We start from the raw sequence: 16,595 nt of genomic DNA on the forward strand, positions 1-16,595 counted from the left end.
CGCGGCGAACCGAGCCGGGTAAGGTCGCGGACATGGCAACCCCTCTGCACCAGTCCATCGCCGCCGAACTGCGCCGGCGCATCCGCCGCGGCGAGATCGAGGTGGGTCAGTCGCTGCCGTCGGAGGCCCAGCTCTGCGAGGAGTTCACCGCGTCGCGAGGACCCGTACGGCAGGCGCTCGCCGCGCTGCGCGACGAGGGCCTCATCGGCGGCGGCCAGGGCAGGCGGGCCACGGTGCTCGACGCGGTGCCCGCCCAGCCGTTCGAATCGTTCCTCTCCTTCACTCGACGCGCGGAGATGACGGGGTACGTGCCGGGGCAGCGGCTCCAGGAGATCGCCCTGCGGCGGCCCGAACCCGAGATCGCGGCGGCCCTGGAGATCGACGCCGACGACCTGGCCGTCCAGCTCCTGCGGCTGCGGCTGCTCGACGGACGCCCGGCGATGCTGGAACGCATGACCTACGTCGAGCCCATCGGGCGGCGGCTGATCGAAGCCGATCTGGACGCGGGCTCGATCTACGCGCTGCTCACGGAGCAGGGGGTGGATCTGCACTCGGCACGGCACACCTTCGACGCCGTGCCCGCCGACGCCACCGACGCCCAGCTGCTCGACGTACCCGAGGGATTTCCCCTGCTGAGGGAGCGTCGACTGACGACCGACTCGCACGGCGCGCCGATCGAATGGTCCGACGACCGCTACCGCTCCGACATCGCCACGGTGACGGTACGGAACACCCGGGGCTCCCGCACCGCCATGCTGTGACGCCTCCCGCCTCGTGCGGGCAGCGGGTAGCGGGGCAGCGGGCAGTGGGCGGCGGGCCTCGGGCAGCACGAAGCCCCGCTCCGGACTGGCGCGAGGCTCGTCCGGAGCGGGGAGTCCAGGCCCTGTGCGAGGGCAGAGGGCAGGGGGAGGGGGCAGGGGGAGGCGGGGGTTACTCGATCGACCAGCGCTGCAGCGGCCCGCCGGTGTCCGCCTGCTGTGTCACCCTGGCGCCGTCGGTGGCGGAGACGGCGGTGAGCAGGAGCCCGCTGGCCACGGAGACGATGCTGTACTCCTCGTCCCCGAGCGCGGTGACCCTCCACTGCTGGCCGGCCGCGTCCGTGCACGGCCGCTGGACGACGGCGGTACCGGCAGGGCCGGAGCCGTCGCCCGCGTCCGCGCACATCCCGGACGTCTTGTTGGCCATGGTGTAGACGCCTTCGGACCGGCGGGTGAACGTCCAGGTCTGGTTGCCGCCGCGGTTCGGCGCCCACATGACCATCGCGGTGCCGGCGCTGGTGGAGCCGCCCGGGTTGTCCAGTGCCTTGCCCCCGGTCTCGACGGTGTGCGCGCCCTCGACGACCTTGACCTTGCCTGGCCAGGGAACGCCCGGTGCGGGGTGGTAGCCGATCCCGGCCGCCGTCCAGCGCGGGCCGTGCTGGGCCAGGCGCTGGCGGAAACTGCTCCAGTCGCGGTCGGCCTGCGGTGTCCATCCGACCTCGGCGAGGGCGGGAAGACGGGGGAAGCTCATGTAGTCGGTGTAGGCGGAGGGCTCGGGCCAGCGGGTGGCCGGGGTCGGCAGGGCGTGGCTGCCCTCGTAGGCGCGGTCGGCCCACAGTGCGGCCTCGACGCCGGCGATCTGGCCGGCCGGGACGATCGAGCCGGTGCCGTCAGGCTTGGCGGTGCTGGTCTCGGGGTCCCACTCGTAGGACTTCCGCACCGGCACGTAGCCGGACCAGCTCAGCCCGTAGGGGGTGGACACGTCGTACTTCATGTCCGTGTAGGCGTGGTCGGACGGCGACATGACGAACCTGGCGCCCTGGGCCGCTCCGTTGCGGACGAAGCGTACGGTCTCGGTCTCCTTCGCCGTACCGATGCTCTGCCGGTCCTCCTCCTCGCCCCAGTACTGCATGATGCTGCCGGCCGGGATCGTGGCCTGGCCGAGCTGGTGCCAGCCCATCACGGTCTTGTTCCGCGCGGTGGCCTCCGAGGTCGCCGCCTCGACGTAGGCGGCGTACTGCTCGGGGGTGGCGTCCGGGGTCTCGTCGCCGCCGAGGTGGATGTACGGGCCGGGGCTGAGTTCGGCCACCGCCTTGATGACGGTGCTCAGGAAGCGGCTCGTCTCGGCCGTGTGCCGCTCGTCCTTCAGACAGTAGAGGCTGACGCCGACGTCGAAGCCGGAGTAGGGCGGCCTCGCCCTGTCGTCGCAGTTCAGCTCGGGCACCGAGGCCAGTGCGGACCAGGTGTGGCCGGGGCCGTCGATCTCCGGCACGACCGTGATGAACCGGGACTTCGCGTGGGCGACGATCTCCTTGTAGTCCGCCGCCGAGTAGAACCAGCCCTGGCCGCCGGTGAAGCCGCTCTGCGTGCTGGCGCCCACCTTGGTCAGGTTCGGGATCTCGTCGATGGCGATGCGCCAGCCCTGGTCGTCCGTCAGGTGCAGATGCAGGGTGTTGATCTTGTACGCGGCCGCCTGGTCGATGAACCGCTTGACCTGGTCCACGGGGTAGAAGCGGCGGGCGACGTCCAGCATCGCGCCGCGGTACGGGTAGCGGGGCGCGTCGGAGATCCGTACGGGGGCGACGGTCCAGGGACCCGTCTGCCGGGTGGGTGACTCCACTTCGGCCGGGAGGAGCTGGCGCAGTGTCTGCACACCGCGGAACAGGCCCTCGGCGCCGTGGGCCCGTACGACGACCCCGTTCTTGCCGGACGTCAGGGTGTACCCCTCGGCGCCGAGCGACTCCGGGCCGTTCGGGTCCAGGACGACGGCGTGCTTCACCGTCCGCGGCGCGGTGACGACGGGGAAGGAGAGGCCGGTGGCCGGGGCGAGCTGTCGGGCGAGGTAGGTGCCGACGCCCACCGCCGCCGGGTCCTTCGACAGGACGGCGATACGGGTGCGGTCGGTGAGCGTGAAGCCCTTGCCCTTGAGCGCCTCCTGGGAGACCGGCTGCGGTATGAGGGCCGAGGGGGCGCGGGCGGGCTCGGGGGGAGCGGCCGCCGCCTGCGAGGCCGCGGCCGGCAGGAGCGGAAGGGTGAGGACGGCTGCGGCGAGAGCGGCGAGGTGTCTGCTTCGTCGGTTCAACCAGCGCATGGTTGACTCCTTCGGACGGAAGGGCACAGGGCGGCGCACCCGGGGAGGGGCGGCCGACGGGGCGCGATGCGCGCGATATGTGCGTAAAGTTGCTTCAACTTCAGCTGTTGTGCGCAACTTCAATCAAAAGGTGGCAGGGGGTCGGGGGAGCGTCAAGACCTACCCGGCCGTAGTTTTGTGACCTTCGGTCACCATGTCCCGGGCCAGGAAGGCGGCCCCCACGCACGCCGCCATGTCCCCGAACCGCGCGAGCCTGAGGTCCGGCACGGTGGGGGAGGCGAGGCGGCGCGCGAGCGTCGCCCGGAGCGACGCGAGGCCCGACGTCCCCGCCTCGGCCGGCTCGCCGGCGATGACCACCCTTTCCGAGGCGTGACGGCGGACCTCCGTCGCCAGGGCGCCTACCAGCGCGTCCACGGCGTCCGTACAGATGACGCGGGCATGCGGATCCCCCGCGTCGGCCCGGTGGTACACCTCGCGGGCGGTGACTCCTCGCCAGCCGGTCATCCGCGCGTACCGCCGGGTGACGGCGGTGGTGGAGGCGACCGTCTCCAGGCATCCGTGACGACCGCAGTGGCAGGGGTCGCCGCCCTCCGGCCGGACCACGACGTGGCCGAACTCTCCCGCACGGGCGTCCTCGCCGGGGACGGCCCGGCCGGCGACGACGGGCGCCGCCGCGAAGTCGTCGCCCATCGAGACGTAGAGGAAGTTCCGGCAGTCGCCGCCGGCTCCCGCGCGCGCCTCGGCGAGTCCCCCCGTACGCCCGTCGTGGCCCACGGCGACGGGCAGGTCCAGGTGCTCGGCCACCCAGTCCCGGACCGGGATGCCGTGCCAGCCCAGGGCGGTGGCGCGGACCGCCCGCCCCGACGCCTCGTCGACGACACCGGGAAGGGCCACGCCCGCGGCGAGGGGCCGGCAGCGCTCGGCGAGCGAGGCGGCGGAGGCGAGGACGCTCTCGACGACGGCGTCCGGCCCCCGCTCGGGACGGGTGAACCAGCGTTCCGTGGCCCGGGGGGACCCGTCGGACCCCAGGACGCACCCCCGGATGAGGGTGCCTCCCACGTGCAGGGCGATCACGGTCCCGTGGTCCGCGCGCCGGCGTCGTACGGCTGGAGGACCCGGGCGGACCGCCGCCGCCGGCGGCTCCCGCTCCCCTCGAACTACCGTGTTCACGGCGCTACTTGACGGATCCGGCGGTGAGGCCGGAGACGACCTTCCGCTCGATGAGAGCGAACAGGATGACGACGGGCACGATGGCGATGACCGAACCGGCGAACAGGTAGTTCCACTGGACGGTGTAGTTGCCGATGAAGCTGTTGATGCCGACCGTCAGCGGCTGGCTCTCCGGAATCGTGGAGAGCGTGAGCCCCATGACGAACTCGTTCCACGCGGCGATGAAGGTGAAGATCATCGCGGTGACGACCCCCGGCATCGCGAGCGGCAGGGTGATCCGCAGCAGCGCCCCGCCCCGCCCGAGACCGTCGATCATCGCCGACTCCTCCAGCGCCTCGGGGATGGAGGCGAAGTATGCGGTGAGGATCCAGATCGCGAAGGCCAGGTTGAAGGCCGCGTTGCAGAGGATCAGGGTCCAGACGGAGTTGAGCATGTCCAGCTGGTAGAACTCGCGGTACAGACCGACGAGCAGCGAGGTCGGCTGGAACATCTGGGTGATGAGCACGAGCAGCAGGAACAGCTTCCGGCCCCGGAACCTCATCCGCGCCGTGTAGTACGCGGCGGGGACGGCGACGAGCAGGACGAGCAGGGTGGAGCCGGCGGCGACGAGCAGCGTGACCCGGAGGTTGGCCCCGAGGTGCGACTCGCGCCATACGTCGACGAAGTTCGCCCACTCGAAGGCGCTCGGCAGATAGGTCGCGTCCCGCAGTTCCTCCGCCGGCCGCAGCGCGGTGATCACCATCTCCGCGTACGGCATCAGGAACACGGCCGCGAGCAGCCAGGCGACGGCGGTGATCAGCAGGGTCCGCGGGCGCAGGGTGCGGGGGGGCCGGGGCGCGCCGGGCCGTGGCCCGCCCGCGCCGGGGCCGGGGGCCGGGGCCTTCCGGGTGGTCGTCCCCGCGGGGTCGAGGGTGTGCTGGGCCATCAGCTCTCCTCCTGGTTCCAGCGGCTGGCCTTGAGGAAGACGACGACCATGACCACGACGAGGGCGAAGTTCACGACGGACATCGCCGCGGACTGGCCGATGTCGGAGTTCTTGAGCTGGTACATGAACACGGTGGTGGTGGCGGTGTCGCTGTCCGGGCCGCCGCGGGTCATGCTCCAGATGATGGGGAACGAGTTGAAGACGTTGATCAGGTTGATGACGACACCGACGAGGAACGCCGGCCGCAGCAGCGGGAGGGTGATCCGCAGATACGTCTGCCAGGTGTTCGTGCCGTCCACCTTGGCCGCCTCGTAGATCTCGCCCGGGATCGTCTGCAATCCGGCGAGCAGGGTGTACGTGGTGAATGGCAGGGAGACGAAGACGGCGACGAACATCATCCAGGGCCAGGCAGTCGCGGGGTCGCCCAGCCAGTCCTTGGGACCGTCGACGAGCCCGAGGTCGGTCATCAGGGTGTTGAGGACGCCGGCGGTCTGGTTGAGCATCCACTTGAAGCCGATGGCGGTCATCACGACCGAGGCGGCCCAGGGCGCGATGAGCGCCCAGCGGGTGACGCGGCGGCCCGGGAACTGCTGGTTGAAGAGCTGGGCCAGGGCGAGCGAGATCACCATGGTGGCGGTGACCACGACCACCGTCCACACCACGGTCGACAGGACGACCGAGGGCAGTGACGGCTCTTCGAACAGCTGCTTGTACTTGTCGAAGCCGGCCGAGCCGCGGACGAAGCCGCTGCTGCTGATCTTCAGGAACGAGGTGCGGACCATCTCGTAGACCGGCCAGAGCACGACCAGGACGATGAGCAGGACGGCCGGGCCGATCCAGGGCAGCGGCCCCAGCCGGGCCAGGCCGCCCCGGCCCTTGCGGCGGGGGCCTTTGGTGGAGGAAGTGCTGGACACGAAGGGTGCCTTCCGTGACAGTGCGGTGCGCGGGGGCTACTGGTCGGAGACCGCGTCCTCTGCCTTCTTCTGGAGCTCGCCCAGGACCTTGGCGGGGTCGTTCACGGCTGTGCCGCCGCTCTTCTTGATCTCGGCGGAGACGGCGTCCCAGGAGGTGTCGCCCAGCGGGTAGAAGACCGCGTTCGGCAGCAGGGCGAAGAAGGGCTCCAGGTCCTTGTGCTTGCCGTTGCTCGTCATCTCCTTGAGGGTGTCCTCGGTGACCGGCATCAGGTTGTACGTCTCGTCGAACTTCAGCGTGTTCTCCTTGGAGTACGCGAAGTCGAGGAACGCGCGGACCTCTTCCTTGTGTCCGTTGTCCTTGAACGCCATCATCCAGTCGGCGACGCCGAGCGTGGACGTGAGCGCGCCCGTCTTCCCGGGGATCGGCGCGACCCCGTAGTCGACCTTGCCGTCCTTGGACATCTGGATCAGGGACGGGTGACCGTTGAGCATCGCGGTCTTGCCGGCCGCGAAGTCCGCGAACGCCGTCTTGCGGTCCGTCGTCGCCGGGTTGGCGTAGGTGAGGCCGGGGCCGACGAGGTTCGACTTCAGCCAGGTGAAGGACTCGATGTTGGCCTTGCTGTCCAGCGTGTACGCGCCCTTGGCGTCGGTGAAGCCACCGCCGTTGCCGAGCTCCCAGATCAGCGACTCGCCCTGGGCCTCCTCGGGACCGAGCGGCAGCGCGTAGGGGGTCACTCCGGGCACCTTGGCCTTGATCTTCGCGGCGGCGGCCTTGAGGTCGTCCCAGCTCTTCGGCGCCTCGGTGATGCCGGCCTTGGCGAAGATGGCCTTGTTGTAGAAGAAGGCCCGCGCCGAGGAGACGAACGGGATGCCGTACTGCGTGCCGTCGACCTCGCCGGCCTTGGCGAAGCTGTCGATCAGATTGGCGCGGGTCTTCTCCGACAGGACCTCGTCCGCCTTGTAGAGCAGGTCGTCGGCGACCTTGTCGGCGTAGCCGCCGGTCTGGAGGACGTCCGGGACGTTGCCGCTCTGGATCATCGTCTTGACCTGGGAGTCGATGTCGTTCCAGTTGATGACCTGGACATCGACCTTGATCTTCGGGTTGGCGGCGGTGAAGCGCTGCGCGACGTCCTTCCAGTAGGCCGTCGAGCTGTTCGACGCCTTGTCGCCGTAGTCGGCCGCGACCAGCTTCAGCGTCACGTCGCCGTTCTCCGACGCGCCTCCGCCGCTGCCGCAGGCCGTGAGGGTGAGGACGCCGAGAGCGCACGTACAGGCCGCCGTGATCATCCGCTTGTTCATCGTCAGAACCGCCTTGTCTCCTGACCGGTCGGAGGCGACGCGGCCGTGTGGCTGGGAACTGCAGCAGATCCGGAGCGTGTTCAAACCTGGCTTGTTTACCGTGGGTTCGCTCATTAACGAGCATCTGCTGTGGTCAGAGTAAACATGACGAAGGCGGCGCGAGACTAGGCCCGTTACGTAAAAGATGCATATGTGACCGCGTCGGCGAAGGATGCGGGCGCGGTGGGCTGCCACGGCATGCGCGAAAGGGCGCCCCCGCCGCGCGAACGGACGGGGGCGCCCTCAGTGGAACGCATGGTGAGTGGGCGGGTGGGACCTCGGACGGGGGGCCTCAGACGCTGATGACCTCGATGCCCGCCTCGGTGAGCCGCGCCGCCATGTCGGGCGCGAGGCCGGAGTCGGTGACGAGCACGTCGATCCGGTCGAGGCCGCAGATCCTGGCGAAGGCGCGCTTGCCCATCTTGGACGAGTCCGTCGCGAGGATCACCTGCCGGGCGCGCTCCGCCAGGAGCCTGCTGATGCCGGCCTCGTCCTCGTGATGGGTCATCACGCCGAGCCGCGGGTCCACGCCGTCGACGCCGAGTACGGCGACGTCGAGCACCACCTGGTTCAGGACTCCCTGGGTCAGCGGGCCCACCAGCTCGTACGTCTGGGGCCGTGCCACGCCACCGGTCACCACGATCTTGAACTGGGGCCGGACCGCCAGTTCGCTCGCGATGTTCAGGGCGTTGGTGACGACGGTGAACATCGGCCCGGTGGCGTTCTCCCCGCGCTCCGAAGGGCCGCCCGCCCGGAGGGTCAGGGCCCGCGCCACCTCCGTGGTGGTGGTCCCGCCGTTGAGACCCACGACGTCCCCCGGAGTCAGCAGGTCCGCCACCGCGCTCGCGATGCGCTGCTTCTCGGAGACCTGCCGTGAGGACTTGTACCGCAGCGGAAGCTCGTACGAGACGCCGTGCGCGATGGCCCCGCCGCGCGTACGGACGAGCAGCTGCTGCTCGGCGAGTTCGTCGAGGTCGCGCCGGATGGTCGCCGGTGACACGGCCAGCGTGGCGGCCGCGCCCTCGACCTCCAGCCTGCCGTCGACCGCGAGCAGCTCCAGCAGCTTGCTCCATCGCTCCTGCTTGGACATGCGCCGCTTCCCCTCCGTGCCCTGAAACTCCGATGCCGAGGGACATGGACCGTCTGCGCGACCGGTCGACCGGCCCCCTCGGGAGACATGCGCGGAGCTGATCGTAACGCCGAGGATCGCGCAGGCGCACGGGAGAGATCCGCGCACGCCGTCGAATTCGGGCCCCGGAGTCCTGGACGGAAAGGGCCCGGGCACGTGATACTCCAGTCACACAAGCTGCTGGAAGTTGCTCATTGCCACCGGATAATGAGCAGCTCCGATCATCGAGAGGGTTCGATACTCATGGATGCGCAGGGGTGCGTACTCGGCCTCGACGTCGGCGGCACCGGAATGAAGGGGGCCGTCCTCGACCACGGCCTGCGACCGCTGGAGACGGTGCGCCGACCGACGCCGCGCGCCGAAGGACCGCTCGCCGTCGTCGACGCCATCACCGACACCCTGCTCACCCTGAACGCCATGGCCGCCGAACGAGAACTGCCGGTGCACCACGCGGGCGTGGTGGTGCCGGGCATCGTCGACGATGAGCGGCAACGGGCCCTGTGGTCGGCGAACATCGGCTGGCGCGACCTCCCGCTCGCCGCTCTCCTGGAGGAACGCACCGGGATCCGCGTCACCTTGGGCCACGACGTGCGCGCGGGCGGCCTGGCCGAACGCGCCCTCGGGGCCGCCCGCGGCGCGCGCGACGTGCTCTTCGTGGCCATCGGCACCGGCATCGCGGCCGCCCTCGTCTGCGACGGCGAACCCATCAGCTCCGGCGGCTACGCGGGCGAACTCGGCCATGTCGCCGTCGAGCCCGGGGGACGACCGTGCGCGTGCGGCGGCACCGGCTGTCTGGAGACCGTGGCATCCGCCACCGCCGTCGCCGCCGCGTACACCGCGCGCGCCGGCCGGGCGGTGACCGGCGCCGCCGACGTCGCGGCCCTCGCCGTACGGGGCGACCCCGTCGCGCGAGCCGTCTGGCAGCGGGCGGCCGACGGCCTCGCGGACGCCCTCGCGACCGCCACCACCCTGCTCGCGCCTGAGTCGATCGTGCTCGGCGGCGGTCTCGCCGAAGCCGGCGACCTCCTGCTCGACCCCGTACGGGCCGGGCTCGGCCAACGGCTCACCTTCCAGCGCCCACCCGCACTCGTCCGGGCCGAACTGGGCGACTGGGCCGGGTGCCTCGGCGCCGGCCTCGCCGCCCTGCGGGCAGCGGGGCGCACCCCCACCACCCCGCGGACGGGAGTACCCACGCCATGATCCTCACCGTCACGCTCAACGCCGCCCTCGATGTCACCTGGGGCGTCGAGGGCCTGCGGCCCCGTACCTCCCACCGGGTCGACACCGTGCACGAACGAGCGGGCGGCAAGGGAGTGAACGTCGCCCGCGTCCTCACCACCCTCGGGTACGACCCCCTGGCGACGGGCCTCGTCGGCGGACCCACCGGCCGCCTGATCCGCGAGGAGCTGCGCGCCGCCCGCGTCCGCGAGGCGTTCCTCGACGTCGCAGGCGACTCCCGGCGCACCCTCGCCGTCGTCTCGCGCGACGACGGCGACGCCACCGTCTTCAACGGGCGGGGCCCGCACGTGGATCCCGCCGAATGGGAGCTCTTCGCCCGCCACTTCGCCTCGCTGCTCACCGGCGTACGCGTGGCCGTCCTGAGCGGCAGCCTCCCGCCCGGTCTGCCGACGGACGCGTACGCACGGCTGATCCGCACGGCCGCGGCGGCCGGAGCGCACACGGTGCTCGACGCGAGCGGCCCCGCCCTCGTCGAGGCGCTGAGAGCCCGCCCCGACGTCGTCAAGCCCAACGCCGACGAGATCGCGGCGGCGACCGGACGCGACGACCTCCCGGCGGCCGCCGCGGCCCTGCGGGACCGGGGCGCCCGGACGGTCGTCGCCTCCGCCGGCGCCGACGGCCTGTACGCGCTCACCCCCGCGGGCAGCTGGCGGGCGGCGCCCCCGGAGCGGCTCTCCGGCAATCCGACCGGCGCCGGTGACGCCTGCGTGGCCGCGATCGCGGCCGGCCTCGCGACCGGCTCCGCATGGCCGGACATCCTGCGGCAGGCGGTGGCCCTGTCCGCCGCCGCGGTTCCCTGCCCGGTCGCCGGTGACATCGACACCGCGGTCCACGACCGGCTTCTCCCAGCGGTCTCCGTGGTGGAGGAGCGCACGGCCGACCGCGTGTGAGACCCGACCTGACCTGACCCCCTTCCACGTCCCTCCGAACGTAAGGACCTCGCATGACCACCCACGAAACCTCCCTCACCTCCGTCGAGATCGCCTCCCAACCCGCGACCTGGAGGCGCGCGGCCGAGGCCGTCGCCTCGTACGCCGATGTCCTGCCCCGGCGCGGTGAACGCGTCGCGGTGGTCGGCTGCGGCACCTCCTGGTTCATGGCCCACGCCTACGCGCAGTTGCGCGAGAGCGGCGGCCACGGCGAGACCGACGCGTTCGCCGCCTCCGAGTTCCCGACCGGCCGCCGCTACGACCGGATCCTGGCCATCACCCGCTCCGGCACCACCACCGAGGTCCTGGACCTCCTTGCGAAGGTCAAGGGAACCGTCGCGACCTCCGCCCTCACCGCGGACCCGGCGACGCCCGTCATGACGGCCGCCGACGCCGTCGCCGTACTCGACTTCGCCGACGAGCAGTCGGTCGTGCAGACCCGGTTCGCGACCACGGCGCTCGTCCTGCTGCGCGCGCACCTGGAGGCCGAGCAGGCGCTGCCGGCCGGTGTACGGCCGCTCGCCCAGGCCGTAGAGGACGCTCAGCGCGCCCTCGACCTCCCCTTGGGCGCGGAGGTGACCGGCGCCGAACAGTTCACCTTCCTCGGCACCGGCTGGACCTACGGGCTCGCCCTGGAGGCGGGCCTGAAGATGCGCGAGGCCGCCGGAGCGTGGACGGAGGCGTACCCGGCCATGGAGTACCGGCACGGCCCCATCAGCATCACCGGCCCCGGCCGCGTCGCCTGGCTGTTCGGCCCGGCGCCCGACGGCCTCGCCGACGACATCGCACGCGTCGGCGGCCTCCTCGTCTCCCTCTCGGCAGACGGGCCGTCCCCCTCCACGGGCGAGGCCGCCGCACTCGACCCGCTCGCCGATCTGATCGTCGCCCAGCGCCTCGCCGTCCTCCTCGCCGAAGCTCGCGGCTACGACCCCGACCGGCCCCGCAACCTCAGCCGCTCCGTGATCCTCGCCACCGAATCCGCCTGAGCGACGCCGCCTTCGGCCCAAGAGCCGCAGGAAGCCCGCGCACCACCACCGTATTGGGGAAGACCTTCATGCCCTTGACCTCCACCGACGACATCGTCGGCCCCGCACACGCCGCCCGCCGCGGGGTCGGCGCGTTCAACGTCGTACAGATCGAACACGCCGAGGCCATCGTCGCCGGAGCCGAGCGGGCGGCGCTGCCCGTCATCCTCCAGATCAGCGAGAACACCGCCCGCTACCACGGCTCACTCGCCCCCATCGGGCTCGCCGCCCTCGCCCTCGCCCGCGCGGCCGCCGTGCCGGTGGCGGTCCACCTCGACCACGCCGAGTCCGCGGACCTCGTCACGGAGGCCGTCGCGCTCGGCTTCACGTCCGTCATGTTCGACGCGTCCAAGCTTCCCTACGACGAGAACGTCGCCGCGACACGGGTCGTCACCGAGCGGTGCCACCGCGCCGACGTCTGGGTCGAGGCCGAACTGGGCGAGGTCGGCGGCAAGGACGGGGCGCACGCCCCCGGCGTCCGCACCGACCCCGACGAGGCCCGCGCGTTCGCCGCGACGACGGCCGTCGACGCGCTCGCCGTCGCCGTCGGCAGCTCGCACGCCATGCTCAGCAGGGACGCCGTCCTCGACTTCGACCTCATCGCCCGGCTGCGGGGCGCGCTCGACGTGCCCCTCGTGCTGCACGGCTCTTCGGGCGTCGACGACGCCGACCTCGCCAAGGCCGTCGCGGCGGGCATGACGAAGGTCAACATCTCCACCCACCTCAACAAGCTCTTCACCCGGACCGTGCGCGAACGCCTGGCGGCGTCCCCCGAGGTGGCCGACCCGCGCAGGTACCTCGGCCCCGCCCGCGACGCGGTGGCAGCCGAGGTGGCCCGTCTGCTCACGGTTCTCGCGGGCCCCTGACCGGACGCCTGACCGGACGGCTGATCGGCCGCCGCCGACGGCCGGGGCGGGGGCGACTCACGGGAGGGGCGTTGGTGCGGGCCGCGGCTATCGGCTATGACTGCCCTGACCCGCACCTCGCACGGCTGGAACGCGTCTCGTGACACTCGACCTGCACCGCTTGTGGATCTTCCTGCACGTCATCGAGCAGCAGGGGTTCTCCGCCGCCGCCCAGAAGCTGTACATGAGCCAGCCGTCCGTGTCGAACCAGGTGCGGAAGCTGGAGGAGTCCCTGCGGATCACCCTCATCGACCGTTCGACCGCCCGGATCAGGCCCACGGCCGAGGGGGAGCTCCTCGCCGAGTACGCGGCCCGCGTCTTCCTCCTCGCCGACGAGGCGGTCTCCGCCGTCCAGCAGCTCAGCGGCCTGCAGACGGGACGGCTCGTGGTGGGCGGCTCGACGACCGTGGGCACCTATCTGCTGCCGGACCTGCTGGCGGAGTACCGCAGGCGGCATCCCGGCATCGAGAGCCATGTCCTCGTCGGCAACAACTCGACCGTGACGCAGCACCTGGTGAACGGGGACGTGGGCGTCGCGGTCGTGGCCGGCGCCCCGGGGGAACCGCGCCTGATCGGCGAGCCCGTCCTCCAGGACCGGATGGTGCTCGTCGCCCCGCCGGGCCACCCCCTCGACGGCCGGGGCCCCGTCACGGGAGAGATGCTCGCCGGTGAACGGATCGTCTTCCGGGAGCCCGGTTCCCAGACCCGTGAGGTGCAGGAGCTCACCCTGGCCCGGTGGGGGGTCGAAGCCCCGCCCCACACCGACGCGTGGGGCCCGGAAGTCCTCAAGCGGTGCGTACGGGCCGGGCTCGGCATCACCCTGATCTCCGAGCACGCGGTCGCCGACGAACGACGGGCGGGCACCCTCGTCGTCCTGCCGACGGAGCAGCCGACGGAACCCCGCGTCATCTCGCTCGTACGCCGCCGGGACCGCATCCTCTCCCCGGCCGAGAACGCCTTCATGGAGCTGGTCCGGGAGCAGCAGAGCTGGCCCGGTGCCACCCCGCCCCACGGCTGAGCTGCGACTTCGCGGCGTCGTGCGTACAGGCAGCGTGCCGAATAGTCCTCATAGCCGAAACGGGGGTTCCCCCTCCGCGACCGGCCCCGCAGGCTCGTTGCCGGGAACCACCCGAGCGACGCACCGAGGAGCACGCGTGACCGCAGAGACGTTCGCAGTCAACGGCAGGACCTACACCAGGCCCTCCGCCCCCGTGGTGGTGATCTGCATCGACGGCAGCGAGCCCGACTACCACCTGGAGGCCATGGCGGCCGGGAAGATGCCCTGGCTGAGCAAGGTCCTGGACGGCGAGGGGACGTCGTGGCCCGCGCACTGCGCCATGCCCGCCCTGACCAACCCCAACAACGTGTCGATCGCGACGGGCCGGCCGCCCAGCGTGCACGGCATCAGCGGCAACTACATCTTCGACACCGGACTCGGCGAGGAGGTGCTGATGAACGACAAGCGCTTCCTGCGCGCGCCGACCGTCTTCGCCGCCGCCAACGAGGCCGGGCTCGACGTGGTCGTGGTGACCGCCAAGGACAAACTGCGCCGCCTTCTCGGGGCCGGTCTCGTCGAGGAGGGCCCCGCGCTCGACGGCTCCTCCGGACCGTTCGTCGCCCCGTCCCGGCGCGGCATCTGCTTCTCGGCGGAGAAGGCCGACCTGGCCACCGTCGAGGAGAACGGCATCGGTGACGTCCTGGACCTGGTCGGCAGGCCGCTGCCGACCGTCTACTCGGCCGACCTGAGCGTGTTCGCCCTCGCGGCCGGCGTGAAGATCCTGGAGACGCGCGGCGCGGACCTGATGTTCCTGTCCCTGACGGACTACATCCAGCACAAGAACGCGCCCGGTACGGAGGCCGCCAACGACCTCTACGAGCAGATCGACCACTACGCCGGGAAGCTGGCCGAACTCGGCGCGACCGTCGTGCTCACCGCCGACCACGGCATGAGCGCCAAGACCGACGAGTCCGGCGTCGCCCAGGTGATCTACGTGGAGGAGGAGGTCCGCCGGATCCTCGGCATCGACGCCGACACGGAAGCGGAGGACCTGCGGGTCATCCTGCCCATCACCGACCCGTACACGGTGCACCACGGCGCCCTCGGCTCCTTCGCGAGCGTCTACCTGCCGGAGCGCGCCGACCGCGCGGCCGTCATCGCCGCGCTCCGCGACCTCGTCGGCGTGGAAGAGGTCCACGGCCGGGAGGAGGCCGCCGCACGCTTCGCCCTGCCGGCCGACCGCATCGGCGACATCGTGATCCTCGCCGAGGCCGGCACCGCCCTCGGGCGCTTCGCCGCCTGGCACGACCTGAGCGGCCTCGACGCGCCGCTGCGGTCGCACGGCGCCCTCGGCGAACTGCAGATCCCGTTCCTGGTCAACCGGCGCCTGCCGGAGCCGGAGCCGCTCGACACCCCCTTCGGCGACCTCGCCCGTATCCACAACTACGACGCCTTCTGGGTCGCCACCACGCTGGCCGCCCGCGAGGAGGACCGGTACGCCGTCTGACGTCCGGGGCGGCCGCCGACGGGTCCGACCGGGTCCGACCGGCGGCCGCACGGCCCCTGGCGCCGCCTCTCCCGCCGCGCCCCCCAACCACCCAGGGTGGATCGCGTAGTCTCTTCGCAGATCGGTTGGCATCCATGTCCAACTCAGGAAAGACCATGTCAGGGACCGGAAGTCCCCAGCCCCTCACGGAACACGCGTACACGCGGCTCAAGTGGCGCATGCTCCTCGCGGCCATGTTCTGCTACTTCTTCTTCTACACGGGCCGGCAGACCTTCGGCTTCGCCATCCCGGGCATCGAAGAGGACCTCGGTCTGAGCAAGGCCACCCTCGGCGCGATCAGCGGCATCCTGCTCTGGTCGTACGCCGCCGGGCAGATGATCAACGGCAACCTCGCCGACAAATGGGGCGGCCGGCGCATGATGAGCGCCGGCGCGATCCTGTCCACCCTCCTCAACTGGTGCACCAGCTTCTCCGTGGGCGCCAAGTCGCTCGCGCTGTTCTGGGGCGCCAACGGCTTCGCCCAGTCCTTCGGCTGGCCGTCGGGCGGACGGGTCATCTCCACCTGGTGGTCCCACAACGAGCGCGGCCGCAGCTTCGGCTTTTACACCTTCGCCGCGGGCATGGCCTCCGTGCTCGCGTTCGTCACGTCGACGATCGTCGTGGACACCCTCGACCTCGACTGGCAGTGGATCTTCCGAGTTCCCGTCCTGCTGATGCTGGTGGGCGGCATCACCTTCTACCTCGTCGCCCGGGACAGTCCGGCGAAGGCCGGCGTCACCCCGCCCGCCTCCCACGCGCCGAGCGCCGAGGAGGCCGCCGAGGACGCGGCGGCCGCCGCCGGCGGCGAGAACAGCCTCCAGCGGTACAAGGCGGTGCTGCGCAACCCCAGGATCTGGTCGGCCGGCATCGCCATCGGCTTCCAGAACGCGGCCCGGTACGGCCTGCTGATCTGGGTGCCCGTGTACTTCCTCGGCGAGGACTGGAAGAAGGCCGACACCGGCGTCAGCCCGCTGTGGATCTCGGTCGCGCTGCCCGTCGGCATGGCCGCCGGCGCCCTGGTCAACGGCCAGATCTCCGACCGCCTGTTCGGCGCCCGCCGGGACCGGCCCATCATCCTGTTCATGGTCGTCGGCGCGCTCATGGCGATGACGATGTACGCGGCTCCGCTCGGCACGACGACCGGCATCGTGCTCCTCTTCCTGACCGGATTCTTCGTCTACGGCCCGCAGTCCTCCTTCTGGGCCCTCTGCCCGGACATCGCGGGCAAGCGCATGGCGGGCACCGCGACGGGCGTGGTCAACTGCTTCGCCTATCTCTTCGCCGGCGCGGCCGAGCCCCTGATCGGCGGTCTCATGGACAGCACCGGCGACACCAGCCTCATCTTCCCGATCGTCGCAGGAGCCTGCGCGTGCAGCGCCCTGACGGCCCTCACCATCCGACGCTAGGCG

The 16,595-nt window shown here is 71.5% G+C and carries 14 protein-coding genes; 8 read left to right on the forward strand and 6 right to left on the reverse strand.

The features are described from left to right. Positions 1 to 32: 32 nt before the first annotated feature. The gene (locus ABT034_RS07965) at positions 33 to 761 is read left to right on the forward strand and encodes a GntR family transcriptional regulator (RefSeq protein ID WP_351212451.1); all 729 of its coding nucleotides are present in this window, start codon (positions 33 to 35) and stop codon (positions 759 to 761) included. 169 nt (positions 762 to 930) lie between these two features. Here the strand turns inward: ABT034_RS07965 and ABT034_RS07970 are convergent, their stop codons facing one another. The 6 genes from ABT034_RS07970 to ABT034_RS07995 all read right to left on the reverse strand — a co-directional run bounded on the left by ABT034_RS07970 (position 931) and on the right by ABT034_RS07995 (position 8,506). Further along, positions 931 to 3,069 (reverse strand): family 20 glycosylhydrolase, encoded by a 2,139-nt coding sequence (locus ABT034_RS07970; RefSeq protein ID WP_351212453.1) that lies wholly within the window; start codon positions 3,067 to 3,069, stop codon positions 931 to 933. Between the two features lie 159 nt (positions 3,070 to 3,228). Further along, complete coding sequence (locus ABT034_RS07975; protein ID WP_351212455.1) at positions 3,229 to 4,143, reverse strand: ROK family protein; 915 nt, start codon at positions 4,141 to 4,143, stop codon at positions 3,229 to 3,231. A 100-nt stretch (positions 4,144 to 4,243) separates the two neighbouring features. Beyond that, the gene (locus ABT034_RS07980) at positions 4,244 to 5,164 is read right to left on the reverse strand and encodes a carbohydrate ABC transporter permease (protein ID WP_351212457.1); all 921 of its coding nucleotides are present in this window, start codon (positions 5,162 to 5,164) and stop codon (positions 4,244 to 4,246) included. Continuing rightward, on the reverse strand, positions 5,164 to 6,078 hold the full coding sequence (locus ABT034_RS07985) for a carbohydrate ABC transporter permease (protein WP_351212459.1): 915 nt from the start codon (positions 6,076 to 6,078) through the stop codon (positions 5,164 to 5,166). The genes ABT034_RS07980 and ABT034_RS07985 overlap by 1 nt, the downstream gene beginning before the upstream one ends. Positions 6,079 to 6,114: 36 nt before the next feature. Further along, positions 6,115 to 7,377 carry an extracellular solute-binding protein gene (locus tag ABT034_RS07990; RefSeq protein WP_351212461.1) on the reverse strand — a complete coding sequence of 421 codons (1,263 nt, stop codon included), beginning with the start codon at positions 7,375 to 7,377 and terminating at the stop codon, positions 6,115 to 6,117. Between the two features lie 331 nt (positions 7,378 to 7,708). Further along, positions 7,709 to 8,506 (reverse strand): DeoR/GlpR family DNA-binding transcription regulator, encoded by a 798-nt coding sequence (locus ABT034_RS07995; protein ID WP_351212463.1) that lies wholly within the window; start codon positions 8,504 to 8,506, stop codon positions 7,709 to 7,711. 282 nt (positions 8,507 to 8,788) lie between these two features. Between ABT034_RS07995 and ABT034_RS08000 the strand changes: the two genes are divergently transcribed. The 7 genes from ABT034_RS08000 (at position 8,789) to ABT034_RS08030 (ending at position 16,592) form a co-directional block, all read left to right on the forward strand. Beyond that, the gene (locus ABT034_RS08000; protein ID WP_351212465.1) at positions 8,789 to 9,745 is read left to right on the forward strand and encodes an ROK family protein; all 957 of its coding nucleotides are present in this window, start codon (positions 8,789 to 8,791) and stop codon (positions 9,743 to 9,745) included. Then, a complete protein-coding gene (locus tag ABT034_RS08005; RefSeq protein ID WP_351212467.1) occupies positions 9,742 to 10,674 on the forward strand; it encodes a 1-phosphofructokinase family hexose kinase in 933 nt (310 codons plus the stop codon). Before ABT034_RS08000 ends, ABT034_RS08005 begins: the two co-directional genes overlap by 4 nt. A 53-nt stretch (positions 10,675 to 10,727) precedes the next feature. Continuing rightward, on the forward strand, positions 10,728 to 11,699 hold the full coding sequence (locus ABT034_RS08010) for an SIS domain-containing protein (RefSeq protein WP_351212469.1): 972 nt from the start codon (positions 10,728 to 10,730) through the stop codon (positions 11,697 to 11,699). 68 nt (positions 11,700 to 11,767) lie between these two features. Then, positions 11,768 to 12,604 carry a class II fructose-bisphosphate aldolase gene (locus ABT034_RS08015; RefSeq protein WP_351212471.1) on the forward strand — a complete coding sequence of 279 codons (837 nt, stop codon included), beginning with the start codon at positions 11,768 to 11,770 and terminating at the stop codon, positions 12,602 to 12,604. A 139-nt stretch (positions 12,605 to 12,743) separates the two neighbouring features. Further along, entirely contained in the window at positions 12,744 to 13,661 is a 918-nt protein-coding gene (locus ABT034_RS08020; RefSeq protein WP_351212473.1) for a LysR family transcriptional regulator, read from the forward strand. 136 nt (positions 13,662 to 13,797) lie between these two features. After that, positions 13,798 to 15,147 carry an alkaline phosphatase family protein gene (locus ABT034_RS08025; RefSeq protein WP_351212475.1) on the forward strand — a complete coding sequence of 450 codons (1,350 nt, stop codon included), beginning with the start codon at positions 13,798 to 13,800 and terminating at the stop codon, positions 15,145 to 15,147. 155 nt (positions 15,148 to 15,302) lie between these two features. Beyond that, positions 15,303 to 16,592 (forward strand): MFS transporter, encoded by a 1,290-nt coding sequence (locus ABT034_RS08030; protein WP_351212477.1) that lies wholly within the window; start codon positions 15,303 to 15,305, stop codon positions 16,590 to 16,592. Positions 16,593 to 16,595 lie beyond the last annotated feature (3 nt).

It is taken from the genome of Streptomyces sp. NPDC002773, from assembly GCF_040295605.1.
Lineage (GTDB): Bacteria > Actinomycetota > Actinomycetes > Streptomycetales > Streptomycetaceae > Streptomyces.